A 21,976-nucleotide genomic window follows, 5' to 3' on the forward strand; every position below is an offset into this window, starting at 1 on the left:
GAGGGGCGCAACCCGCAAAGGGGTACTAGTTCCCCCTGCCGTGCCGGTATTCCACGACCGGCTCCCTTCTCCCCGAACCCGCCTGCTTCGGGCGTCCCTTGGCAAAGGGTGCGCCCTTCTTGCGGGGATCGCCAAAGGGGCGCCCCTTGCGGGGGGCGTTGCCGGAGGTGCGGCGCAACTGCCGGGTCGGCTCGAGCCCCGGGATGACGTGGTGCGGCAACGACTCCCCGGTGTACTTCTCGATCCTGTCCAGATACGCCACCTCGTTGAAGGAGCAGAAGGAGATGGCCACGCCGGAGGCGCCGGCACGGCCGGTCCTGCCGATGCGGTGCACGTAGTCCTCGGCGAACTTCGGCAGGTCGAAGTTGATGACGTGGCTGATCCCGGAGACGTCGAGGCCGCGGGCGGCTACGTCGGTGGCGACAAGGAGGCGCACCTTGCCGCGGCGCATATTGACGATCGTCCTGTTGCGCGCGCCCTGGCTCATGTCGCCGTGCAGCGCCGCTGCGGCGTGCCCCTGGGAGTAGAGCTCCATCGCCAGCTGGTCAGCGCCCGTCTTCGTGGCGGAGAAGATAATCGCCTTCGTCAGGTTGATGTCGGAGATCAGGTGCTGCAGGAGGCGGTTCTTGTGCCTGATGTCGTCGGTCACGTGGAGGCGCTGCTCGATCTGCGGCTTCGTGATCTGCTGCGGGGCCACGTCGATGCGCTCCGGCTCGGTCAGGAGCCGCTTGGCGAGCTTCGCCATGGCGTCGTCCATCGTCGCGGTGAAAAGCATCGTCTGGCGCGCCTCCGGGGCGGCGGCGGCGATCTTGTCCACGTCCTCGGAGAAGCCCATGTCGAGCATGCGGTCCGCCTCGTCCAGGACGAGGAGCTCCAGGCGGGAGAGGTTCATCCTGCCGCGCTCGAGGTGGTCGATAAGGCGCCCGGGGGTGGCCACGATCAGGTCGACCGGCGCCGACAGCAGGGCGAGCTGCTCACGGTACGGCATGCCGCCGAGGATGGCGCCGCTTCTCACCCGCATGAACTTCCCGTAGGCGCGCACCGCGTCGGTGACCTGGTTTGCGAGCTCGCGGGTCGGGGTCAAGACGAGGATGCGGGGACCTTTGCCGCGCGCAGTGGACGGGACGAGGAGGCGCTGCAGCGCGGGGAGTACGAAGGCGGCGGTTTTGCCGGTGCCGGTCTGCGCCGTGCCGATCAGGTCCTTCCCGGCCAGCGCCAGCGGTATCGCCTGCTCCTGGATCGGGGTGGGGTCGGTGTAGCCGCGGGCGGCGATGGCTTTGAGGATCGGCTGGGCAAGGTTCAACGTTTCAAAAGACATGGAATTCCTTTTCTCCTGGGGGAAAAACGGCGCATCCTCCTCGCGGAATTGGGAGGAGCACGACGGCCGAAATGAATGAGGCAAAAAAAATAAGAAGCCGGTCGCACGAGGGCGTCTGCGCCACTGCGGTGATCGGGGGCAAAGAATCTATGACCGGCAAGGTACATCGTTGCCAACCATAGCTATGCCGCATTTCTCTTGGGGATTTCTTGAATGCGAGGGGTTGGATCGATGGGGGGGAGCACCGGCTCCCGTATGGGGTCTGTCAGTCAGCCGCACATTATTACAACAGCGCCAGGTGAAATGCAAGAGAAAAAGAGCTTTCTCCACTCCACCCCCAAAAGCCCCTTTTTCTCAGAAGACCTCGTAGTACCACCCGGTGCCGAGCTTGTACACCCGCATCATGTTCGTGGAGCCGCGCGCCTCCATCGGGATCCCCATGATGATGACGATGAGGTCCCCCTTGCGGAAGCCGTTTTTGAGGAGGGTTTCCTCCACCATGGGGATCAGGTCGTCCGCCCCCCCCAGCGCACCGAGAGGCTGGCTGCGCACCCCCCACCAGAGGGCGAGCCTGCGCTGCACCTCGGTGCTGGCGGTGAAGGCGATGATCGGGAGCTGCGGCCGGAACTTCGACAGGAGGCAGGCGGAGCTCCCAGACTGGGTCATGACCACGATGGCGCTTGCCTTCAAGGTAGCTGCCGCCTGGCACGCCGCGCCGGCGACCGCGGAGGCGACGTTGTTGCTGTAGGAGAGGGGGCGCGGAGACTCCCTCCACAGCTCGGCGTGCTCCACGTCCACCGCCACGTTCACCATCGTCTGCACCGCCTGCAGCGGGTAGGCGCCGGCGGCGGTTTCACCGGAGAGCATGACGGCGTCGGTGCCGTCCAGTATGGCGTTCGCCACATCGGAGGTTTCCGCCCTCGTCGGGCGCGCGTGGCTGATCATCGACTCCAGCATCTGGGTCGCAGTAATGACCGGCTTCCCTGCCTCGTTGCACTCCCGGATGATCCTCTTTTGCACCAGCGGCACCCGCTCCGGGTGGAGCTCCACCCCCAGGTCGCCGCGCGCCACCATGATGGCATCGGACACCGCGAGAATCTCCCTGAAGTTCTTCAGCCCCTCCGGCTTCTCGATCTTCGCCACCACCGGAAGGTTGGAGCCCTGCTCGTACATGATCCGCTTCAGCCGCTCCACATCGCTTCCCCGGCGCACGAAGGAGAGGGCAACGTAGTCGAAGCCGGACTGCAGGATGAAGGAGAGATCCCCCAGGTCCTTCTCCGAGAGGGAGGGGGCGGAGACGTCGACGCCGGGAAGGTTGATCCCCTTGTTGTTCTTGAGGATCCCCCCCTCCACGACGCGGCAGCGCACGTTCTCGCCGGAGACCTCCAGCACCTTCAGCTCCATGAGGCCGTCATCGAGGAGTATGCGCGCCCCCGGCTTCACGTCCCTCGGAAGCCCTGCATAGACGGTGGAAAAGAGGTTGTCCCGCCCGAGAATTTCGCGGGTGGTGATCTGCACCGTCTCCCCTTTCACCAGGGGCATCTGCCCCCCTTCCATATGCCCCGTCCTGATCTTTGGCCCCTGCAGGTCGGCAAGGACTGCCACCGCCCGACCGAGCCGCTGCGAGACCATGCGCACCCGCTGCAGGAGCTCCCCCTTCTCGGCGTGCACCCCGTGGGAGAAGTTCATCCGGAAAACGTCCACCCCCGCCTCGATGAGGGCCGCGATCATGCTCTCGGAGGAGCTGGCGGGGCCGAGGGTGGCGATGATCTTCGTCTTTCTCTTCGTGGTTATCATGTCCGCCTCACGGGTGCTCCCCCGGCGGCACTGTCCGGGGATCGGCGTCTGTTTCTCATGAGTTTCTCGGAACTACAAGTATCGTAGCAGAGGGGGGTGGCAAACTCAAGGGGGGCGCAATAACGAAAAAACCCCGCAGCTGCGGGGTTTTTCTGTTTGTCTATATGTGGGGAGGGATTACTTGCCGGAAGCGATGGAGTCCTTCAGCGCCTTGCCCGGACGGAACTTCGGCACCTTGGCGGCTGCGATATTGATCTCGCTACCGGTCTGCGGGTTTCTGCCGGTGCGGGCCTGGCGGTCGGAGACCTCGAAGCTTCCGAACCCGACGAGGGTAACCCGGTCGCCGTTTTTCAGCGCCTCGCTGACACTGTTGATGAAAGCGCCGACGGCCTTCTCGGCCGCGCCCTTAGATAGATTAGCCGATTTCGCTACTGCATCGACGAGTTCTGCTTTTGTCATGTCTAACCCTCCTTTTCTTATGTGCAAAAATTTAAGTCACTATAACCATAAATTTTTCCTTTGCAAGGCTTTATTTGCACCGGAAATGATTTTATCCCGCGCCAGGAGCGGTTCTAGCGCCCATCCCCCCCTCCGCGAAGCCCCTTCCGGCGTTTCCGGAAAGCTTCCTCCACTGCGGACCCGCTCGCCTCTCTTTTCGCCGGAAAGACGCAAAAACAGACGGTTAGAGAACCGGCTCCTGAAGGGGCGCCTGAGCGGGGACCGGGACCGGTTCCGGGTCGTAGGTGGACGGTTCGGTGCCGCTTATGAAACACTCCTGCACAGCACCCGGAGTCCCCTCCCGCGCCAGCCGACCGGTGCGCGGGTCGATGAGGGCGAAGGTGACGTCGTTAGGGGGCTCGAAGCGCTTCGAGGGGATCGCCGCCAGCGCCCGCTGCATGAACTCGGTCCAGATCGGCGCAGCCGCCTGCCCCCCTGACCCGCCGGCACCGAGGCTGCGCTCCTGGTCGTAACCGACCCAGACGCCGGCCACCAGTTGCGGAACGAACCCGACGAACCAGGCGTCCTTCATGTCGTTCGTGGTGCCGGTCTTTCCCGCGACGGGGCGGCCAAGGGCCCGGGCCCGCCCGCCGGTACCGCTGGTGACGACGCTCTCCATGAGGTTCGTCATGATGTAGGCGACGTCGGGGGAGATGACCTGGTTCGGAGCCGCTGCACCGCGTCTCGCGGGTGCCGTGCCGGGGGCGGCGATACGGGCGGTGGCTGCCGCCCCCTCTCCGGTCAGGGATGCGTCCGCATCCTCGCTCGCCTCCGGGGGGGCGCCGGCGCTGGAGATATCGGTGAAGACCGGGATCTTCGGCGGGTTCATCTCCTCGAGCACCGCGCCGTCGCGATCGAGGACCTTCGTCACGAAGTACGGCGCCATCCGGTATCCTCCGGAGGCGAAGACCGCATAGGCGCTGGTGAGCTCAAGGGGAGTGACGCTGGAGGAGCCGAGCGCCAGAGTGAGGTTCCCGGCCAAGGGCGAGGTGATCCCCAGCCTCTTCGCACACTCGATGGCAGTCCTCACGCCGATGCTCTCCAGGATTTTCACGCTCACCACGTTTATGGAGTTGGTGAGCGCCGTGCGCATGGTGACCGGCCCGCGGTAGATGTTGTCGTAGTTGCGCGGCTTCCACGTCTTCTCCTGCCCGCTGTCGTACTCCACCTGGGAGTCCTGGATCACGGTGGCAGGGGTCATCCCCTTTTCCAGCGCCGCGGCGTAGATGACCGGCTTGAAGGCCGAGCCGGGGTTCCTGCGCGCCTGGGTAGCCCTGTTGAACTGGCTCTTCCTGAAGTCATATCCGCCGACAAGGGCGCGCACCCCGCCGCTTTGCGGGTCGATCGCCACGAGGGCCGCCTGGGTCTCCGGCGTCTGGTCCAGGGTAAAGACCGCTCCAACCCTGTTCTGGTCCGTCTGCTGCGCCACCACCTCGAGGACTGCACCGAGGGCGATGGCACGCTTCCCTTCCGGCTTGCCGTAGCTGTTCACGAGCTCGAGGCGCCCGGCCCAGTCCATCCCCTTCCTGTCGAGGATCCCGGTGCGGTCGCCGACCCGCACGGTGAGCTCCCCCTTCGCCGGGTCGGCCTTGATGACCACCCCCTGGTAGCCCCCACCCTGCTTCAGCGTCACGGTGTCGATCTGGTCCTCCACCTTCTTGCAGAAGGGATCGACCTCCTCTTCCGTGAGGTAGCGCGCGGCGCCGCGGAACCCCTGCCTCTTGTCCAGCGCCTTCAGCCCGTTCACCACGCCGTCGTAGGCCGCCTTCTGCATCTCCGCGTTCATGGTGGTGTAGATTCTCAGGCCGTCCTTGTAGAGACGCTCCTCGCCGTACTTCTCCTCCAGTTGCTGGCGGACCTGCTCCAGGAAGTAGGCGCTCTGCTCGGGATTCACCTTCTTCAGGCTGTGGATCGCCACCGGGAAGGCCTTCGCGTGGTCGGCTTCGGCCTGGGTGATGTACCCTTCCTTCACCATCCTCTCGAGGACGTAACCCTGGCGCTCCTTCGCGCGGTCCAGGTGCTTGATCGGGGAGTAGGCGTTCGGTGCCTTCGGGAGCCCGGCCATCATCGCCATCTCCGCCAGGTTGAGCTGGTCCACCTCTTTCCCGAAGTACGTTTCCGCGGCAAGCTGCACCCCGTAGGCACCGGCGCCGAGGTAGATCTGGTTCAGGTAGATGTACAGGATCTCGTCCTTGGAGAGGCGCTCCTCCATCCTCTTCGCCAGTATCGCTTCCTTCAGCTTCCGGGAGAACTTCTTCTCGGGGGTAAGGAGCATCGACTTCGCCACCTGCTGGGTGATGGTGGAAGCCCCTTCCTTCTTTCTAAGGGACATGGTGTTCTTGAAGATGGCGCGGACGATCCCCAGGTAGTCGATCCCCTTGTGCTGGTAGAAGTTGCTGTCTTCGGCAGCGACAAAGGCCTGGATCAGACGCCTCGGGATCTTGTCCACCGGCACGACCGTGCGGCGCTCCAGGTAGAATTCGCCGACGAGGCTGCCGTCCTCGCCGAAGACCTGCGACACGATCGGCGGGCGGTAGTCGGCCAGGCGGTCCACCTTCGGGAGCGCTCCGAGCAGGTAGAAGAAATATCCGAAGAAGGCGAGCACCAGGAGGGCGCCCCCGCCGAGCGTTATGCCAGCGAGAAGCTTCTTGCCGGACCCTTCTTTTTTCCTGCGCGGCCGAGCCTTGTACGTCTCCATATGGTAAAACTCCAGTCTATCTATGAGATTACGCAGACTGCACATTATCGCAGAACGCTGATTTAATTCAAGGCTATTGTGTAAAGCCCCCTCAGACCACCCGGACCCTTAGGGAAGACTCACTTTTTTCACTCAGAATTAGGCTTTCGCAATTTTGGACATTGACGCAGGCGTCCTATCAAAGTACAAGGAGAAGCTGGCACACTATCCGGGAAAAGAAGTTACTCACTCCTCTCCTCAAACAACAGTAGAGGGAGGGATTCAACCTTCCTCTTCAGTCGACTTGAAGGCGGTGTGGAGGGGTATACAGTGAGCGGCTGCCTTCTTTCCGTTTTCAATGAGTGGAGGGGATGACCGATGAAGAGAAATTTTCGCCTGTTTCGCCTGTTGCTCCTTGTACCGTCACTCCTTCTCGCCGGCACCACCGCGGGTGCGGCGGAGCTCGGCCCCTTCAACACGCAGGACCAGAGCCCCCTGGTGCAGATATACGGCCTCCCGGCGCAGGAGAGCGCGACGGTCCTCGGCAAAGGGAGGTACCTCGCCCGGGTGGCGCTCGACGTCGCCAACAACAACGCCATCGAAAACACCCCTCGGGAATCGATCACCCTTGACGGCGAGTCGTGGCGCACGACGCTGACGCTGCGCCGCGGCTTCGAGGGGGGGCTGGAGGGGGGGATCGAGATCCCCTTCGTCTACCAGGGGGGGGGCGTATTCGACGACTTCATCGAGAACTGGCACGACTTCTTCGGACTGCCGCAAGGGGGGCGCAAGGAGGAGCCGCAAGACCGCCTCAGCTACGTCTACACGAAGGACTCCCGCGAGCGCCTGCGCATGGACCGCTCCCGGGGAGGGATCGGCGACGTGCGGCTGACCGGCGGATACCAGCTCTACCAGGACCTCCAGAACGGCCGCGCCGTCGCCGTGCGCGCCGCGCTGAAGCTCCCCACCGGGGAGAGCAGCAGGCTCCACGGGAGCGGCAGCACCGATCTCTCCCTGTGGCTGAGCGCGCAGCAGGACCTCCCCCTCGAGCGCCTCGGCGCCGTCGCCTTCTTCGGATCGCTCGGGGGGCTCGCGAAGACGCGCGGGGACGTCATTCCGGACCAGGAGCGCTACCTCGTCGGATTCGGGTCGCTCGGGGCCGGGTGGACCCCGTGGCGCCCGGTCGCCTTCAAGGTGCAGCTCTCCGGGCACTCACCCTTTTACCACGGCAGCTCGCTCGACGAGCTCGATGCGTTCTCCCTCCTGCTCCTCACCGGGGGGACGATCTCCTTTTCCGAGAGCACCTCGCTGGACATCGGAGTCTCCGAGGACATCATCGTAAACGCCTCTCCGGACGTCGCTTTTCACCTTTCACTTTCCACGAAGTTCTGATGGTATACATGGTTTGGTTTACAATGGGAAAGTGTTAGAGTATCCGCCATGGTAGTGCCGATCCTATCGAAGACCGATCTGGAGCAGGCCAAAGCCCTCATCACGGCCAGCGGCCTCTCTTTCGATCCCCCTTTCGACGACCTGGTGGGGATCTTCCACAGTGGTGCGCCTGAGGCGGTCGGTGCCCGCAGCGGACGCCTCCTGAAGATGCTCGCGGTGCGGCCGGAGAGCCAGGGGGGTTCCCTCCTCGCCCAGATCGTCACCGAGCTCGTGCGCCGCGGCTACGAGCACGGCGTCGATTCCTTTTTCATCTTCACCTCCCCGGCCCACGCCCCCTCGTTCCAGTCGTTGAACTTCAACCTTCTCGTCACCCACAAGAAAAGCGCCCTCATGGAGTACGGCAACGGCCTCTCCCGCTACCTCGAGGAGCACCGGCACCTGGTGAATCCGGGGAACAATGGCGCGATAGTGGCCAACTGCAACCCCTTCACCCGCGGGCACCGCTACCTCGTGGAGGAGAACGCGAGAAGGGTGGACCACCTCTACCTCTTCGTCGTGCGGGAGGAGAAATCGCTCTTTCCCTTCGAGAGCAGGATCGAGATGGTGCGGCGGGGTGTGGCGGAGCTGGAAAACGTGACGGTGCTGGAGACCTCCTGGTACGCCATCTCGAGCGTCACCTTCCCGACCTATTTCCTGAAGGAAGGGGACCCGGGGCACCGGGAGCAGATGGAGCTCGACCTGCAGCTCTTTGCCAGCCGCATCGCCCCCTTTTTCGGAGTCGTGCGCCGCTTCGTCGGCACGGAACCTTTCTGCGCGACAACCGCCGCCTATAACGCCGCGATGCACCGGGTCCTCCCGGCGTGCGGCATAGAGGTCATCGAGGTGGAGCGGGAACGCGCGGGGGATCTCGCCATCAGCGCCTCCGCGGTGCGCAGCGCCCTCCTGGACGGCGAGCTCGACTCCCTTGAGAAGCTCGTTCCGGAGTCGACGCTGGGTTATCTCCTTTCCGACGAGGGGAGAGAGGTGTGGGAGAGAAGGCGATGAAGATAGCGAGAAAGGCGCAGGCCGGAACGATGCAGTCGAGCGATCTCATGGTCTTTCTCGAGCCGGCGGAGGAGCTTGCCGTGGAGATCGAGAGCACGGTGAAGAAGCAGTTCGAGCACCTGATAAGGGCGAAGGTCGCCGAGGTCCTCTCCCGTCACGGGGTCGAGGCGGGGCTCGTGCGCATCACCGACCGCGGTGCGCTGGACTACGCCATTGAGGCGCGTCTGGAGACGGCGCTCCAGCGGGGTGCGGAGGGGTAGATGGAAGGTCTCTGGTACAAGGAGTGCAATCAGGGAAGGCGCTTCCTGATAAAGATCACCCCCGGGGAAAACCTCACCACCCGTCTCCTGCAGTTCGCCCATGTCGCCGACGTCCGCTACGCCGTCATCGTCTCCGCCCTCGGGAGCGTGAAAAACGTGAAGCTGCGCGGCATCAAGACCGGCGCGAAGCTCCCGATCACCACACCGCGGGTGCAGATCCACGAGATAGAGGGGCCTCTCGAGCTCCTGAGCCTCACCGGGAACATCATGCCCGGATCGGGGGAGACCGACCTTCTCGACTGCCACTTCCACATCATGCTCGGGAAGTCCTCCGGTGAGGTCGTGGGGGGGCACCTCTACGAGGCGCAGGTATTCGCCACCTGCGAGATCATGCTCTCGGAGCTCACGGTGGAAGGGGTGGAGCGGCACGTATCGAAGATCGGCGGGATCCCCACCATCTACATCGACGAGGAGAGAGCGCAATGACAGACTCGAAGCTGCGCCGCTCCCTCCTGTACGTCCCGGGGAACATGCCCTCCATGCTGCAGAACATCCCTGTCTTTGAATGCGACGGGGTCATCGTCGACCTGGAGGACGCCGTCCCCCTGGCGGAGAAGGACGCAGCGCGGCAACTGGTGCGCCGCTTCCTGGAGAACTACACGGAGCGGAACAAGGAAATCCTCGTGCGCATCAACCCCCTCGACACCCGCTGGGGGTACGAGGACCTGAAGACGGTCCTCCCGGCGCTCCCGGACGGAATCCGCCTCCCGAAGGCGGACACCCCGGAGATCGTGGAGCGCCTCGACACGCTCCTCACCGAGTTCGAGGAGGAGCTCGAGCTCCCGATCGGCCGCTTCGGCGTCCTCCCCTCCATAGAGAGCGCGCTCGGGGTCATCAACGCCACCGCCATCAGCCGCTCCTCGTCTCGCATATTCGCGCTCGCCTTCGGGGCGGAGGACTACACCGCGAGCATGGAGATCGAGCGGACGAAGGGGGGGGAGGAGCTCTTCAACGCCCGCACCCAGATCCTCTGGGCCGCGAAGGCGGCGGGAATCCAGGCGATAGACACCATCTTCGCAGACGTCTCCGACATGGAGGGGCTAAGAGCGGAGACCGAGCTCGCAAAGAGGCTCGGCTACACCGGGAAGTCACTGGTGAACCCCCGCCAGATCGAGGTCGTGCACGACGTCTTTGCCCCGAAGGAGGAAGAGGTCGCCTACGCCCTGGAGGTCATCGAGGCGATAAAGAGGGCCCGCCTCCTGGGGACCGGAGTGATCTCCTTAAAGGGGAAGATGATCGACGCCCCCGTGGTGAAGAGGGCGGCCCGGGTGCTGCGGACGGCCTACGCCCACGGCATGACCGATACCCCGGTGGACGAGGAGGTCATCCATGGCGCTCAATAGCCTCGGCAGGGAGATCCCGGAGAGCTATGCCGGCAGGCGCCTCGTCCCCTACTCGGACCCGTGGTCGCTGAAGCCGGCGGGGCAGATCGCCGCGCGCGAATTGAGGCGCCGAAACCCGGGGGAAAAGAAGCTTCTCTCGTCGCTCAGGGAGGCGGTCGACGCGGCGGGGTTGCGGGACGGGATGACGATTTCCACCCACCACTCCCTGAGAAACGGCGATTTCCTCCTGAACATGGTGGTGAACACCCTGGCGGAAATGGGGCTGAAGGGGATCTGGATCGCCTCCTCGTCGGTCCATCCGGTGCATGCGGAGATCATCCCCCACATACGGAGCGGCGTCATCGCCGGCTTCGAGTGCGGCGTGAACGGCCTTATCGGCGAGCTCGCCAGCAAGGGGGAGATCTCCTGCCCGATCATCGTCCGCTCCCACGGGGGGAGGGCCCGCTCGGTCATCGAGGGATCGGTGGGGATTGACTGCGCCTTCATCGCCGCCCCCTGCTGCGACGAGTACGGCAACCTGAACGGCATCTTCGGCCCTTCCGCCTGCGGGAGCCTCGGCTACGCGCAGGTGGACGCGCTGCACGCGCGGGTCGTCGTCGCGGTGACGGACAACCTGGTCCCCTACCCCGCGATCCCGGTGAGCATCCCGCAGGCCCTGGTCGACCACGTCGTACTGGTGGAGCGGCTCGGGGACCCGGCGAAGATCGTCTCCACCACGACGCGCATCACCACCGATCCGGTCGGTCTGCAGATCGCGAACTTCGCGGCGCAGGTCATCGACGCCTCCGGCTACCTCGCCGACGGCTTCTCCTTCCAGACCGGCAGCGGCGGCATATCGCTCGCGGTGGCGGACCGGGTGCGCCAGCTCATGCGCCGGCGCGGCATAAAGGGGAGCTTTGGCTGCGGCGGGATCACCGGGTACTTCGTGGAGATGCTGGAGGAGGGGCTCTTCTCGGCGCTTCTGGACGTGCAGTGCTTCGACCTCGACGCGGTGCGTTCCATGGGGAGAAACCGCACCCACCAGGAGATCAGCGCCGACATGTACGCGAGCCCCTTCAACGCCGGGGCGGTGGTGAACAGCCTCGACTGCGTCATCCTCGGCGCCACGGAGGTCGACAGCGACTTCAACGTGAACGTGAACACGGAGTCGAACGGCTACCTCCTGCACAATACCGGGGGGCACAGCGACACCGCGGCCGGAGCGAAACTCTCCATCATCGTCGCCCCCTCCATCCGGGGACGGCTCCCGATCGTGAAGGACAGGGTCACCACCGTCACGACCCCGGGGGAAACGATCGGTGTGGTGGTGACGGAGCGGGGAATCGCCGTGAACGATCGCCTCCCGGAGCTCAGGAAGGAGCTCGCGGCGAGGAAACTGCCGGTGAAAGAGATCGGCCAATTGCAGCAGGAAATTTACCGTGTCACCGGCACCCCGAGAGCTCTGGAGTTCGAGGATGACGTAGTGGCCCTCATCGAGTACCGGGACGGGAGCATCATCGATGTCGTTAGACGTGTTAGAGAGTAGTATCCTGGCGGCCCGCGACAGGCGCCAGGCCCAGCTGGAGAGTTTTGCCCCGCACTCGCCGTGCCTCATCATGCTCTCCCTCAACATTCCGGGACCGGAAAAGAGCGGTGAGCGAGCCCAGCGCCTCTTCAACTGGGCGCTCACCAGGCTGGCGGACGAAGCCCCGGTGGAGCTCCTTTTCAGCGGGACGGACCCCCTCGGCCCGTACGCCCTGTACCAGACCCGCCTCACCCCGCGCGGCGCGAAGGAGAAGGCGGTCGCCATCGAAGGCTCGGAGCCTGCGGGGCGCCTCATAGACCTCGATGTCTACGATACGAGCGGAAGCGCCTTCGGCAGGAGCTTGCTGGGGCTGGCGCCGCGGCGCTGCCTCGTGTGCGGAGAGAGCGCGGCGGAGTGCATGCGCCTCAAACGGCACGAGACACGAATTTTACAGGAGGAGGTAGATGCCCTCATTGATGCACTGTGAATCGCAACGACTGGCCCAGAACCTGCTGCGCGGCGCCTTCCTGGAGCTCTACCTGACCCCGAAGCCCGGTCTCGTCGACCTCGCCGACAGCGGCTCCCACAAGGACCTCTCCGTCTCCCGCATGGAGGAGTCCCTCACCATCATCTCCGGCTATCTGACGGAGATGGAGCGTTCCCTCGACGCGGGGGAGGATCTGGAGGACCAGATAACGCTCGGGATCGCCACGGAGCACGCGGTCATGCAGCAGGTCGGCACGAACTGCCACCGCGGCTTCATCTTTCTGAGCGGCCTCCTCCTCAGTGCGAGCCGCCTCGCTCCCGGGCGCGACGAGCGCGCCCTCTCCGGCGCGGTCGCCTCCCTCGCGCTGCAGCTCTTTGCCAGGACCTCCGACCACAAGAGCAACGGCAGCCGCGCCCGCAAGCTCTACCAGGTCGGGGGGATCAAGGCTGAGGCGCTGCGGGGGCTCCCTTCCCTCTTCAACGAGGCGCTCCCGGCCTATCGCGCGGAGATCGCTGCAGAGGGAAACCGCGGCAGCGCGACCTTCGCCATGCTCGCCCGCCTCATGCAGACGGTGGAGGACACCACCGCGCTGCACCGCTGCGGCACCGTGGGGCTGGCGCGGCTGCGCGAGGACGGCAGGATGCTGGAGCGCCTGATCGCGGAGCGCGACGACTTCATGACCTTTCTCACCAACCTGAACCGTCGCTACATGCAGATGAACCTCACCATGGGAGGGGTCGCCGACCTCCTCGCTCTCGCCTTCGCCTGGCTGAGCCACACCGGCGAACTCGACCTCGCCACCCGCGGCGACTCCAAGGTCCACACCACCCCCATCTGGCCCACCCCCTGCACAGCGACCTTCTGAAAGACCTGCAGCGGCTCCCCGGGCCGCTTTCTTCAACACCATGGCGGTTTACAATTGGGAAATGCGCATGCTAAGATGGCGGCCGCACCTACCTCCCCGGCAGTTGTGCGCTCGCAGTGCGGGAAAGTCGTTGCCGCGCCGCGGACGCCGTCTGCGCAAAGGTTTCCTCTATGGCTTTTGACGGCGACCTGCAATCGCTGCCTATCACCGACCTCATCCAGCTGCTCCACGCCACGGGGAAGAGCGGGACGCTCACCCTCACCGGACCTAAGGGGGGTAGCCAGCTCGTCTTCGACGGCGGGTACATCGTAAGCGCCAATCACGTAAACAACAGCATGCGCATCGGGCGCATACTGGTGGACATGGGGGCGCTCTCCCAGGAAGAGCTGGACAGGGCCCTGAAGTCGCAGGCTCATGCGGGACAAAAGCGCGCCCCGCTGGTGGCAGCGCTTGTGGAGGCGGGGACGATCCTCCCCCCCCAGGCGTACAAGGGGCTGGAGATCCTCATCGAACTCACCATCGTGGAGGTCCTCACCTGGAGCGAGGGAACCTTCTCCTTCGATGTCACGAAAACCTTCGTCTCCGACGAGTACCGCTACTTTCCTGAAAAGCTCGAGCAGCAGATACACCTGAACACCCAGAGCGTGCTGATGGACGCCCTGCGCATCTACGACGAGCGGAAGCGCGACGGCACCCTCATGGACGCGACCTTCTTCTGTGGTGAGGAACCGGAGGCGGAGCTCAGCCCGGAGGACCTCGGCCTCGACGCACTGGACGAGCTGGAGACGACGCCGCCGGAGCCGTTCCACGGCCTCGTCGACCAGGAGGAACCGGGGGTGGTGCGTCAGAGGCTTCGGGCTCTCCTCCCGGGGGTGCCTCCCGAGGGGGTGGAGCGTCTGGTGGCCTATCTCGCCCGGTTGGCGCCGGAAAGTTCCGCCGCCGACCCCTGCGCCGTGCTCCTGACGGGGGACGCCCTGACCGGCGAGCTCGTACGCGCGGCGTGCGCCGATTCTCTGCGCGGCATCGCCGCAAAGGAAGAGGAGCTCCCCTCACTTCTGGAGGGTGGCAGGCGCCGTATCATCCTTCTCGGCGCCGAGACCGCTTCCCTCGGTGTCGCGGAGGTGCAGAAGCTCCTCTCCCGGCTCTGCGAGCGCTTCCCCTCCGTGGAGGTGTATCTCCTCCTGGCGCCCGGCAACCACCAGCTTTTCGCGAGCGCGGTGCAGGGGGGGATCTGCGGCGTCCTTCCGTGGCCGGAGACGGACGCCGTGGAGACGGTGGTGGAGGATCTCGTGGCGACGTGCGAGGCACTGCGCTACATCGTGCGGAGGGGGCACCCCCGGCAGGCCGACCCCTTCCCGCCGCACTTCATGAAGCTCTATCGCGAGCTGGTGCAGCTCGGCACCCCTGCGGAGATCACCCTCTCCCTTCTGCGCTGCGTCGCCGGATTCTTCCCGAGAGCGGTGACCCTCGTACTCCTGCGCGGCGAGCTGGTGGCAGAGAAGGGGATAGGATTCCGCGCCCCCGGCGCCGTCTCGCCGCTGAAGCTGCGCATCCCGCTCCATGTGCCGTCCATATTGCGCGACGCCACGGAACAGGGGGAGATCTTCTACGGGAAGGGGGACGACCTGGTACGGGAAAGCCTCTCCCACTTCGGCGCGCCCTCCAGCGACGTCCTCCTCCTTCCGGTGCAGAGCATGGGGAGGGTTGTCGCTCTTCTGTACGCAGACTGGGGTGACGGCCCCGCTGCGGACCCGCAGCTTTCCCTGCTGCAGATCATGGCGCAGCACGCGGGGCTCGTGCTCGACAACGCCCTGTACAGGAAGAGAGTCGCCCAGCACGCTGCACCGCGCGTCGCCTAGAGTTCGAAAGAGATCAAGTCCCGCAGACCACCAGAAAGGGGAAACGTATGGATGCAAAGATGTTTGTGCAGATCCTGGAGATAGCCTTCTCCAAAAAGGTGTCCGACGTGCACTTCGAAACCGATAACCCGCCCTTTTTCCGCGGGAAGGGACAGATCATCCGCTCGAAGCTGCCGAAGCTCACCAGCGAGGACACGGAGTTCATCGTATCCCAGATCATGCTGCACAACGGCCGGCAGTGGAACAGCGAGCAGAAGGAGCTCGACACCGCCTACTCCCTCCCGAGCGGCGGCCGCTTCAGGGTCAGCATCTTCAGGCAGCGCGGCTCGTTCGGGATCATCATGCGCGTCATCCCCCCCGAGATCGGGAACTTCCAGGACCTGCACCTGCCGCCCGTCCTCGCCGACATCGTGAAGGCGCCGAACGGCCTCGTGCTGGTCACCGGGCCGACCGGCAACGGGAAGTCGACGACCCTCGCCTCGATGCTGCGCCACATCAACGAGAACTTCAGCTACAACTGCATCACCATCGAGGACCCGATCGAGTTCCTCTTCTCGTCGCAAAAGAGCTGCATCATCCAGAGGGAAGTGGGAATCGACACGGACAGCTTCGCCACGGCACTGCGCGCCGCGCTGAGAATGGACCCGGACCTGATCATGGTGGGGGAGATGCGCGACCTGGAGACGATCGACGCCTGCATAAAGGCCGCAGAGACGGGCCACCTCGTCCTTTCCACCCTGCACACGCAGGGGGCGGTCGCGACCATCAACCGCATAGTCGGTCACTTTCCGCCCGAGGCTCAGGAAATCGCCCGGCACCGCCTGTCGGCGATACTGGTGGCGATCGTCTCGATCAGGCTGGTGAAGGAGAAGTCGGGTGAGAACATCATCCCGGTTGTGGAGATCATGCGCGCCACCACGACGATCCAGAGCTGCATCAGGGACGGCCGTCTCGACGAGATCGAGGCGCACATGGAAAACGGCAGGAACCAGTACCAGATGCAGACCCTCGACCAGCATCTGCTGCAGCTGCACGAGCAGGACCTGATTACCATGGAGGACGCGAAGAGGCTGTCGCACTCCATGGACCTGGAGAGGAAGCTCATGTTCACCAACTGACGTGGCGGAGTTAGATGTAGCTTCCGTGTAGGCCGGAATAAGCGAAGCGTTTCCGGCACAAAAAGGAAAGCCGGGAACGCCTCGCTGCGTACCCGGCCTGGAATACAGACTGCCTTACTGGAAGAGAGCCACCAGCTCCTGCACCATCTGGCGCAGCTCCACGATTTCGGAGCGAATCTCGGTGACGTCCCGGGAAATCTTCTCAAGCCGCTCCTGTCGCTCCACCTTTTGCGGGGATGCCAGGGGCGCCCGCCGCACGACGGGGAACTCAGCCCCCTCGGCGAGGTCAGCGGCCTCAGGAACCTCGTCTACGTCGGCCATCTCCGGCATTCCGGAAAAAAGCTGGGCATACCGCTGCTCCTTGCGGCCGGCCTGGCGCGGCAGCAGGGTGATGAGGGGAGGACCGTGCTGCTGCAGGGTCGTCAGCACCCCCTCGATGTCAGTCAGAGGGGTCATCCGCTCGCCGCGGCTGCGCAGTTCCGCTGCCGTCTGGGGGCCGCGCAGCATGAGCTCGGCGAGCACCGCCCTCTCCGGCGACTCCAGCCTCAGCTTCTCGGCCACCGAGTGGCGATAGCGGGCGACCCGCCCGCCGGTGGCGGTGAGACGCGCCAGACCCTTCGTCCCGAGGGTTTCGAGGGTGCGTTGGACGTCCCCCTCGCTGAGTGAGAGGACCGGATCCCTGTTAGACTTCTGGTTGCAGGCGCTGGTCAGGGCGTTGATGCTCAGGGGGTAGCTTTCCGGCGTGGCGAGCTCTTTTTCCATGAGGCATCCGAGCACGCGAACCTCTTCTTCGGTAAGATTCATTCTCATGCGAAAGCTCCTTAATCCGCCGCCCAGTTGCCGCGGCGCTGACTGTCGATATAGCACAAAGCCGGAAAAAAAGCTCGTTCTGAGATGCCATGTGTAGCAGGGGGGAATTTCGTTTCAAAGAGGAGAAGGGAACGATGGGTAACCTCAAGAAGGTGGCGGTGGCACTGGTGTTATCCCTGTGGCTCGCCGGCAATGCACACTCTTTCTGCTTCGACGAGGCAGGAGCCATGTACCAGATCAACCCGCAGATCCTGCGGGCGATCGCGAAGGTGGAATCGAACTTCAACCCCACCGCGCTGAACAGGAACACCAACGGCACCTACGATGTCGGCCTGATGCAGATCAACTCCAGCTGGGCGCCTGCTCTCGGTGCGGCGCGCTGGAAGGAGCTCGGCGACGCATGCTACAACACGAAGACCGGCGCCTGGATCCTCGCGCAGTGCATCAACAAGTACGGCTACAACTGGAAGGCGATCGGCTGCTACCACAGCCAGACCCCGGAGAAGCGCGACCACTACGCTCAGATGGTGTTCAGACAGCTGCAGAAGGTGGCCCCCGTCGCCCAGGAGGCGGCTTATGCTCCGCTGAAGAACCAGCTGGCGGCGCTGGTGAAGAAGGAAGTCGATGCGCTCGTTGCCGAAAATGTGAAGAAGAACATGGCACAGCTCGACCAGCCGCCACCCGAGCCCCCGGTAACGGAGCAGCCGCAGGAACAGCCCCAGGAGCCGCAGGTGCAGGAGGAGCAGCCCCAGCAGCCGCAGGAGCAGGTCCAGCCCGAGGAGTCGCAGCCGCAACCGCAGGAGCAACCGCAGGAGCAACCGCAGGAGCAGCCGCAGGAAGCGGCACCCCAGGAAGATATCGGGACTCCGGCGCCTGTCGAAGTACCGCCTGAAACGGAGAACCCTCAGTAGGCAAGCCATAGCGATTCTTGCCACACGCGCGGTCGCAGCGCCGCCAAAGGAGCTGGTAGCTCAAGATGCAACTTCTCGACAAGCTGGAAAGAAAACTCGGCCGGTACGCCCTCTCGAACGTCACTGTCTATCTCATTGCCGGCCAGTCCTTCTTCTACCTCATGTTCATGACCGGGCAGCTGGACCGGCGCATGACTTACTACTCCGCGGAGCTTCTCATGCAGGGGGAGTGGTGGCGCCTCCTCGCCCTCCCCTTCGATCCGCCCCGGCAGAGCCTCATCTTCACCCTCTTCGCCTGGTACTTCTTCTGGATGATGGGATCCTCCCTGGAGGCCCACTGGGGCGCGTTCCGCTACAACGCCTTTTTGCTCCTCGGGCTCCTCATCACGGTCGCGGTCTCTTTCATCGTGCCGTGGGAGCCGATGACGAACACCTTCATCGCCGGCTCCATCTTCCTGGCCTTCGCCACCCTCTTCCCCGATTTCCAGATCCTCCTCTTCTTTATCCTGCCGATACAGATAAAATGGCTGGCGCTCATCACCTGGCTCGGGTACGCGTGGCAGCTGATCGTGGGGGACTGGTCCGCCCGACTGATGGTCCTTGCCGCCATCGCCAACTACCTGATCTTTTTCAGCCGCGACATCTACCTCACCGTGCGGCAGGGGAAAAGGGTTGCCGCCCGGAAGGCGGAGCGCGCGGTCAGAAGGGACGGACCGGTGCACCGCTGCACCACCTGCGGCATCACGGATAAGACTCACCCCGAGATGGACTTCCGCTACTGCCCGAAGTGCGACGGACAGTACGGCTACTGCCAGGACCACATTTTCAGCCACAACCACATCACGAAGAAGAAATAGTTCCCGCGCGCGGCCCCACCCCCTTTCGTGGAGGCGCCGCCATTACAGCCGATGGCAGCGTCACCCACCCCCTGTCCCCCTCCCGTCAAGGGAGGGGGGACCTCCTGGCGCCTTTCTCCTCGCCGCCCTCCCTTCCGCACATTTTCCTCAGCCTTTCCTCTTCCGACGGCGATGCCCCTGCCGCGACTGTGCCTGAGCCGGTACAATTATAGTGACATACACAGTAGCGAAAGGGGGTGAGGGGAATGAGGGTGAAGCTTTTTGTGCTGATGTTCCCGATCCTGCTCCTCATTGTGCTGACGAGCCGAAGTGCCTGCGCAGAGGTCGCTCTGGTGCAATCGGATCCGGAAGATGGAGCGGTTGTGGCGCATGCTCCGAAAGCGATCACGCTGCGCTTCGACAGCGCTATCGACCCGGCAAAGACAAGGGTGAGTCTGTCGGAGGTCGGCGGGCGATTCACGCCGGCGTTGCCGAGGCAGCCGAAGGTGTCGGGCCCGACCGATCACCTGACGGTCGTGCTGCCGGTTCTCGGGATGGGTAGCTACGTGTTGCGCTACAAGGTGGTAGGAGCGGACGGCAGACCTTTCCATGGCAGGGTGAGCTTTACTGCGGGAGGGTACTAGCGATGGAAGCGCGGCCTTTTTGGAGGAAGCTTGTGGCGACGCTTCCGCTTCTGCGGCGAGTCGCACTCCTTCTGGCTTTAGTAAGTGCGGCGCACGCTGCCGACGATCTGTCGCAGCAGGTCCTTGCCGAGATGAACCTGGCGCGGACCGCACCGGCGCGCTACGCCGAATACCTGAAGGAGTTGCGACGCAACTACCAGGGAAAGATCCTGCGCATGCCGAACTCGTCGGTGATGATCATGACGACGGAGGGGGGTGCAGCGGTTGACGAGGCAATCCGCGAACTCGCCCATAAGAAGCCGGTGAAGCCGTTGAAATGGTCCGCGGGGCTTGCGGAGGCGGCAAACGACCTGCTCCGAGAGCAGGGCAGGAGTGGTGCGGTTGGCCATGACGGAGCCCGCAGCGGTGGTATGCAGGAAAGGATTGAACGCCACGGCACCTGGAACGGGCGGATTGCGGAGAACATCGGCTACGGTCCGAGGACGGCGCGGCTGATGGTGATGCAACTGATAATCGACGACGGGGTCAGGGACCGCGGACACCGCAAAAACATCTTCGACCCGGTCGTGAAGCTCGCCGGAGTCGCCTGCGGGGCGCACCCGGAATATGGGACGATGTGCGTGACGGACTTCGCCACGGAGTTCAGCAAATAAGCTTCCCGATCAGGTGGCCGCGCGGGTAGGCGTCATCCTTTTCCTAATCGAGCTCCAGCGGCTCCTCTTCCAGCGCCGCCAGCTGCTCGCGCAACTGCAGAATGTGCTCCCCCCAGTAGCGCACCGTGTTGAACCACGGGAAGGTGCTGGGGAAGATCGGATCCTCCCACCGTTTGGCGAGCCACGCACTGTAGTGCAGCATGCGCAGGGCGCGCAGCGGCTCGATCAACACCAGCTCCCGTGGGTCGAAGTCGCGGAACTCCCGGTACCCCTTGATCAACGCCTCCAGCTGCGCACTCTTGCGTCCCCGATCGCCGGAAAGCATCATCCACAGATCCTGTACCGCCGATGCGCTCCGGGCGTCGTCGAAGTCCACAAAGTGCGGGGCGCCGTCCCGCCAGAGGATGTTCCCGGCGTGGCAATCCCCATGCGTCCGGATCTGGCGCGTCCCCCGCGCCTCCGCAAACCGCGCCTCGATCCCCTGCAGCAGCTGCTCCGTCACCGCTTCGTAGCTCGCCCGGTATTCCTCCGGGATGAACTTCTCCCTGATCAGAGCGACGCTCTCGTGACCGAAACTCTGGCTGTCCAGCTGCGGCCGGTGCCTGAACGGACGGACCGCGCCGACGGCGTGCAGTCGCCCGAGCATGCGGCCGAGGATCAGCAGGTTCTCCAGGTTGTCGAACTCCGGGGCGTGCCCTCCCTGTCGCGGATAGAGAGCGAAGCGGAACTCCTGGAAATGAAAGAGCGAATCCCCCGCGGCGTTCTGGATCGGTGCCACCACCGGCAACTCGTGCTCGGCCAGCTCGATGCACAGCTCATGCTCCTCCACGATCTGCTCATCGCTCCAGCGACCCGGCCGGTAGAACTTGGCGATGAGCGGCGGCGCCTCCTCGATGCCGACCTGGTAAACCCGGTTCTCGTAGCTGTTGAGCGCAAAGGTGCGGCAGTCGCAGCGAAAGCCCTGGCTCTCGACGGCGTCCATGATGAAACTAGGGGTCAGGGTTTGAAACGGGTGTGCGCTGTCGCTCATGTTGCTCCTCTGTGCTCTGGAACTGCCGCGCTATACTTATAAAGATATTGGCCAATGCATACAAGCAGGAGTTTTCTTATGGGAACATCAGCCATTCTTTTCACCATAGCCGCCTTCGGTGGCGTCGCCATGCTGGCGATGCGCCGCGGGGGGCGCCCAATCCCGCCCCTCGCGCTTGCAGTCCCGCACGGCCTGGTGGTGGTGGCCGGAGCGGTAGCTCTCGCCGACGCCCTCAAAGGGCGGACCATCCCCACCATCACGCTGGTTGCCCTGATCGGCTTCGTCATTGCAGCGATAGCGGGCACTATCCTCTTCCTCTTCTTTCATCTGCGGCAGAAATCACTGCCACTGCCTCTCACCTATGTTCATGGCGCTGTCGCCGCCATATCATTCATCATGTTCCTCGTCAGCGTCTTCGGGCCGTAGGCGCGGTCCGGCTCGGCCTGATCGAGGCAATTCCCCCCTGTCACCCCTTCGCAAAGGGGGGAACGCGAGGCTCTCGTGCGGCGCTTCGTGGAACCCTTTTCACGTTCCCGGAATCTCCGATCTTCTTAACAGAGGGGGGAACGTATAGCCGTTATTGCCCGTCCGACGGCCGGGCCCGGCGGGCCTTCTGGCCGCACAGGGGGCAACGCTTCTCTGCCACGGGGCGGCGGCAGGACTCGCACCAGAAGAGGTCGAGGTCCAACCCGCCGCAGCCGCCGCACGACGATTCATTCTGCCCGCTGCCGCACGACTCCTGGCTCTGTCCACCGCCGCAGCCGCATCCCTTCTTCTCCGCCATCTGTCACCTCCATACCGTGTCAGGAGGGGCCAGCGTACGCCGCAACGCCCCCTCCCGCCTCATTCCGATCTCCTGAATCCCTCCGC

At 64.3% G+C, this 21,976-nt stretch carries 22 protein-coding genes; 15 read left to right on the forward strand and 7 right to left on the reverse strand.

The window, feature by feature from the left end:
* Positions 1-25: 25 nt before the first annotated feature.
* The 4 genes from LPW11_RS07210 to LPW11_RS07225 all read right to left on the reverse strand — a co-directional run bounded on the left by LPW11_RS07210 (position 26) and on the right by LPW11_RS07225 (position 6,311).
* Positions 26-1,318 carry a DEAD/DEAH box helicase gene (locus LPW11_RS07210; RefSeq protein ID WP_230997449.1) on the reverse strand — a complete coding sequence of 431 codons (1,293 nt, stop codon included), beginning with the start codon at positions 1,316-1,318 and terminating at the stop codon, positions 26-28.
* Between the two features lie 354 nt (positions 1,319-1,672).
* Complete coding sequence (gene pyk, locus LPW11_RS07215; RefSeq protein WP_230997450.1) at positions 1,673-3,115, reverse strand: pyruvate kinase; 1,443 nt, start codon at positions 3,113-3,115, stop codon at positions 1,673-1,675.
* Positions 3,116-3,292: 177 nt separating this feature from the next.
* The gene (locus LPW11_RS07220) at positions 3,293-3,574 is read right to left on the reverse strand and encodes an HU family DNA-binding protein (protein ID WP_230997451.1); all 282 of its coding nucleotides are present in this window, start codon (positions 3,572-3,574) and stop codon (positions 3,293-3,295) included.
* Positions 3,575-3,797: 223 nt separating this feature from the next.
* Entirely contained in the window at positions 3,798-6,311 is a 2,514-nt protein-coding gene (locus LPW11_RS07225) for a penicillin-binding protein 1A (protein ID WP_230997452.1), read from the reverse strand.
* A 357-nt stretch (positions 6,312-6,668) separates the two neighbouring features.
* Here LPW11_RS07225 and LPW11_RS07230 point away from each other — a divergent pair, with 357 nt between their 5' ends.
* From LPW11_RS07230 to LPW11_RS07275, 10 genes are all read left to right on the forward strand, one after another.
* Positions 6,669-7,682, forward strand: a complete 1,014-nt coding sequence (locus tag LPW11_RS07230) for a DUF3187 family protein (protein ID WP_230997453.1) — start codon at positions 6,669-6,671, stop codon at positions 7,680-7,682.
* A gap of 48 nt (positions 7,683-7,730) precedes the next feature.
* Positions 7,731-8,726 (forward strand): [citrate (pro-3S)-lyase] ligase, encoded by a 996-nt coding sequence (citC, locus tag LPW11_RS07235; RefSeq protein ID WP_230997454.1) that lies wholly within the window; start codon positions 7,731-7,733, stop codon positions 8,724-8,726.
* Positions 8,723-8,986: a citrate lyase acyl carrier protein gene (gene citD, locus LPW11_RS07240; protein ID WP_230997455.1), complete on the forward strand. Its 264-nt coding sequence runs from the start codon at positions 8,723-8,725 to the stop codon at positions 8,984-8,986. The genes citC and citD overlap by 4 nt, the downstream gene beginning before the upstream one ends.
* Positions 8,987-9,472 carry a PPC domain-containing DNA-binding protein gene (locus LPW11_RS07245; RefSeq protein ID WP_230997456.1) on the forward strand — a complete coding sequence of 162 codons (486 nt, stop codon included), beginning with the start codon at positions 8,987-8,989 and terminating at the stop codon, positions 9,470-9,472.
* Positions 9,469-10,389 carry an HpcH/HpaI aldolase/citrate lyase family protein gene (locus tag LPW11_RS07250; RefSeq protein WP_230997457.1) on the forward strand — a complete coding sequence of 307 codons (921 nt, stop codon included), beginning with the start codon at positions 9,469-9,471 and terminating at the stop codon, positions 10,387-10,389. The genes LPW11_RS07245 and LPW11_RS07250 overlap by 4 nt, the downstream gene beginning before the upstream one ends.
* Entirely contained in the window at positions 10,376-11,914 is a 1,539-nt protein-coding gene (gene citF, locus LPW11_RS07255; protein WP_230997458.1) for a citrate lyase subunit alpha, read from the forward strand. The genes LPW11_RS07250 and citF overlap by 14 nt, the downstream gene beginning before the upstream one ends.
* On the forward strand, positions 11,889-12,380 hold the full coding sequence (gene citX, locus LPW11_RS07260) for a citrate lyase holo-[acyl-carrier protein] synthase (protein WP_230997459.1): 492 nt from the start codon (positions 11,889-11,891) through the stop codon (positions 12,378-12,380). The genes citF and citX overlap by 26 nt, the downstream gene beginning before the upstream one ends.
* Positions 12,358-13,245: a triphosphoribosyl-dephospho-CoA synthase gene (locus tag LPW11_RS07265; protein WP_230997460.1), complete on the forward strand. Its 888-nt coding sequence runs from the start codon at positions 12,358-12,360 to the stop codon at positions 13,243-13,245. The genes citX and LPW11_RS07265 overlap by 23 nt, the downstream gene beginning before the upstream one ends.
* 170 nt (positions 13,246-13,415) lie before the next feature.
* On the forward strand, positions 13,416-15,104 hold the full coding sequence (locus tag LPW11_RS07270; protein ID WP_230997461.1) for a DUF4388 domain-containing protein: 1,689 nt from the start codon (positions 13,416-13,418) through the stop codon (positions 15,102-15,104).
* 47 nt (positions 15,105-15,151) lie between these two features.
* On the forward strand, positions 15,152-16,222 hold the full coding sequence (locus LPW11_RS07275; RefSeq protein ID WP_230997462.1) for a type IV pilus twitching motility protein PilT: 1,071 nt from the start codon (positions 15,152-15,154) through the stop codon (positions 16,220-16,222).
* 114 nt (positions 16,223-16,336) lie between these two features.
* On the opposite strand, the gene LPW11_RS07280 is transcribed toward LPW11_RS07275, so the two are convergent.
* Positions 16,337-17,032, reverse strand: a complete 696-nt coding sequence (locus tag LPW11_RS07280; RefSeq protein ID WP_230997463.1) for a YceH family protein — start codon at positions 17,030-17,032, stop codon at positions 16,337-16,339.
* 134 nt (positions 17,033-17,166) lie between these two features.
* Between LPW11_RS07280 and LPW11_RS07285 the strand changes: the two genes are divergently transcribed.
* The 4 genes from LPW11_RS07285 to LPW11_RS07300 all read left to right on the forward strand — a co-directional run bounded on the left by LPW11_RS07285 (position 17,167) and on the right by LPW11_RS07300 (position 20,076).
* The gene (locus tag LPW11_RS07285) at positions 17,167-17,943 is read left to right on the forward strand and encodes a lytic transglycosylase domain-containing protein (RefSeq protein WP_230997464.1); all 777 of its coding nucleotides are present in this window, start codon (positions 17,167-17,169) and stop codon (positions 17,941-17,943) included.
* 65 nt (positions 17,944-18,008) lie between these two features.
* The gene (locus LPW11_RS07290; protein ID WP_230997465.1) at positions 18,009-18,800 is read left to right on the forward strand and encodes a rhomboid family intramembrane serine protease; all 792 of its coding nucleotides are present in this window, start codon (positions 18,009-18,011) and stop codon (positions 18,798-18,800) included.
* 245 nt (positions 18,801-19,045) lie between these two features.
* A complete protein-coding gene (locus LPW11_RS07295) occupies positions 19,046-19,423 on the forward strand; it encodes a copper resistance CopC family protein (RefSeq protein WP_230997466.1) in 378 nt (125 codons plus the stop codon).
* 32 nt (positions 19,424-19,455) lie between these two features.
* On the forward strand, positions 19,456-20,076 hold the full coding sequence (locus LPW11_RS07300; RefSeq protein WP_230997467.1) for a CAP domain-containing protein: 621 nt from the start codon (positions 19,456-19,458) through the stop codon (positions 20,074-20,076).
* 43 nt (positions 20,077-20,119) lie between these two features.
* On the opposite strand, the gene LPW11_RS07305 is transcribed toward LPW11_RS07300, so the two are convergent.
* Entirely contained in the window at positions 20,120-21,106 is a 987-nt protein-coding gene (locus LPW11_RS07305) for a serine/threonine protein kinase (protein WP_230997468.1), read from the reverse strand.
* Positions 21,107-21,184: 78 nt separating this feature from the next.
* Here LPW11_RS07305 and LPW11_RS07310 point away from each other — a divergent pair, with 78 nt between their 5' ends.
* Complete coding sequence (locus LPW11_RS07310; RefSeq protein ID WP_230997469.1) at positions 21,185-21,532, forward strand: hypothetical protein; 348 nt, start codon at positions 21,185-21,187, stop codon at positions 21,530-21,532.
* Between the two features lie 151 nt (positions 21,533-21,683).
* Here the strand turns inward: LPW11_RS07310 and LPW11_RS07315 are convergent, their stop codons facing one another.
* Entirely contained in the window at positions 21,684-21,890 is a 207-nt protein-coding gene (locus tag LPW11_RS07315; RefSeq protein WP_230997470.1) for a hypothetical protein, read from the reverse strand.
* Positions 21,891-21,976: the final 86 nt, after the last annotated feature.

The organism is Geomonas sp. RF6 (assembly GCF_021044625.1).
Taxonomy (GTDB): Bacteria; Desulfobacterota; Desulfuromonadia; order Geobacterales; family Geobacteraceae; genus RF6.

What these genes read in the sequence shown, in the direction of transcription:
- LPW11_RS07210 (WP_230997449.1), bottom strand. Translation starts at nt 1,318, where the DNA reads ATGTCTTTTGAAACGTTGAACCTTGCCCAGCCGATCCTCAAAGCCATC.
- pyk (WP_230997450.1), bottom strand. Translation starts at nt 3,115, where the DNA reads ATGATAACCACGAAGAGAAAGACGAAGATCATCGCCACCCTCGGCCCC.
- LPW11_RS07220 (WP_230997451.1), bottom strand. Translation starts at nt 3,574, where the DNA reads ATGACAAAAGCAGAACTCGTCGATGCAGTAGCGAAATCGGCTAATCTA.
- LPW11_RS07225 (WP_230997452.1), bottom strand. Translation starts at nt 6,311, where the DNA reads ATGGAGACGTACAAGGCTCGGCCGCGCAGGAAAAAAGAAGGGTCCGGC.
- LPW11_RS07230 (WP_230997453.1), top strand. Translation starts at nt 6,669, where the DNA reads ATGAAGAGAAATTTTCGCCTGTTTCGCCTGTTGCTCCTTGTACCGTCA.
- citC (WP_230997454.1), top strand. Translation starts at nt 7,731, where the DNA reads ATGGTAGTGCCGATCCTATCGAAGACCGATCTGGAGCAGGCCAAAGCC.
- citD (WP_230997455.1), top strand. Translation starts at nt 8,723, where the DNA reads ATGAAGATAGCGAGAAAGGCGCAGGCCGGAACGATGCAGTCGAGCGAT.
- LPW11_RS07245 (WP_230997456.1), top strand. Translation starts at nt 8,987, where the DNA reads ATGGAAGGTCTCTGGTACAAGGAGTGCAATCAGGGAAGGCGCTTCCTG.
- LPW11_RS07250 (WP_230997457.1), top strand. Translation starts at nt 9,469, where the DNA reads ATGACAGACTCGAAGCTGCGCCGCTCCCTCCTGTACGTCCCGGGGAAC.
- citF (WP_230997458.1), top strand. Translation starts at nt 10,376, where the DNA reads ATGGCGCTCAATAGCCTCGGCAGGGAGATCCCGGAGAGCTATGCCGGC.
- citX (WP_230997459.1), top strand. Translation starts at nt 11,889, where the DNA reads ATGTCGTTAGACGTGTTAGAGAGTAGTATCCTGGCGGCCCGCGACAGG.
- LPW11_RS07265 (WP_230997460.1), top strand. Translation starts at nt 12,358, where the DNA reads ATGCCCTCATTGATGCACTGTGAATCGCAACGACTGGCCCAGAACCTG.
- LPW11_RS07270 (WP_230997461.1), top strand. Translation starts at nt 13,416, where the DNA reads ATGGCTTTTGACGGCGACCTGCAATCGCTGCCTATCACCGACCTCATC.
- LPW11_RS07275 (WP_230997462.1), top strand. Translation starts at nt 15,152, where the DNA reads ATGGATGCAAAGATGTTTGTGCAGATCCTGGAGATAGCCTTCTCCAAA.
- LPW11_RS07280 (WP_230997463.1), bottom strand. Translation starts at nt 17,032, where the DNA reads ATGAGAATGAATCTTACCGAAGAAGAGGTTCGCGTGCTCGGATGCCTC.
- LPW11_RS07285 (WP_230997464.1), top strand. Translation starts at nt 17,167, where the DNA reads ATGGGTAACCTCAAGAAGGTGGCGGTGGCACTGGTGTTATCCCTGTGG.
- LPW11_RS07290 (WP_230997465.1), top strand. Translation starts at nt 18,009, where the DNA reads ATGCAACTTCTCGACAAGCTGGAAAGAAAACTCGGCCGGTACGCCCTC.
- LPW11_RS07295 (WP_230997466.1), top strand. Translation starts at nt 19,046, where the DNA reads ATGAGGGTGAAGCTTTTTGTGCTGATGTTCCCGATCCTGCTCCTCATT.
- LPW11_RS07305 (WP_230997468.1), bottom strand. Translation starts at nt 21,106, where the DNA reads ATGAGCGACAGCGCACACCCGTTTCAAACCCTGACCCCTAGTTTCATC.
- LPW11_RS07310 (WP_230997469.1), top strand. Translation starts at nt 21,185, where the DNA reads ATGGGAACATCAGCCATTCTTTTCACCATAGCCGCCTTCGGTGGCGTC.
- LPW11_RS07315 (WP_230997470.1), bottom strand. Translation starts at nt 21,890, where the DNA reads ATGGCGGAGAAGAAGGGATGCGGCTGCGGCGGTGGACAGAGCCAGGAG.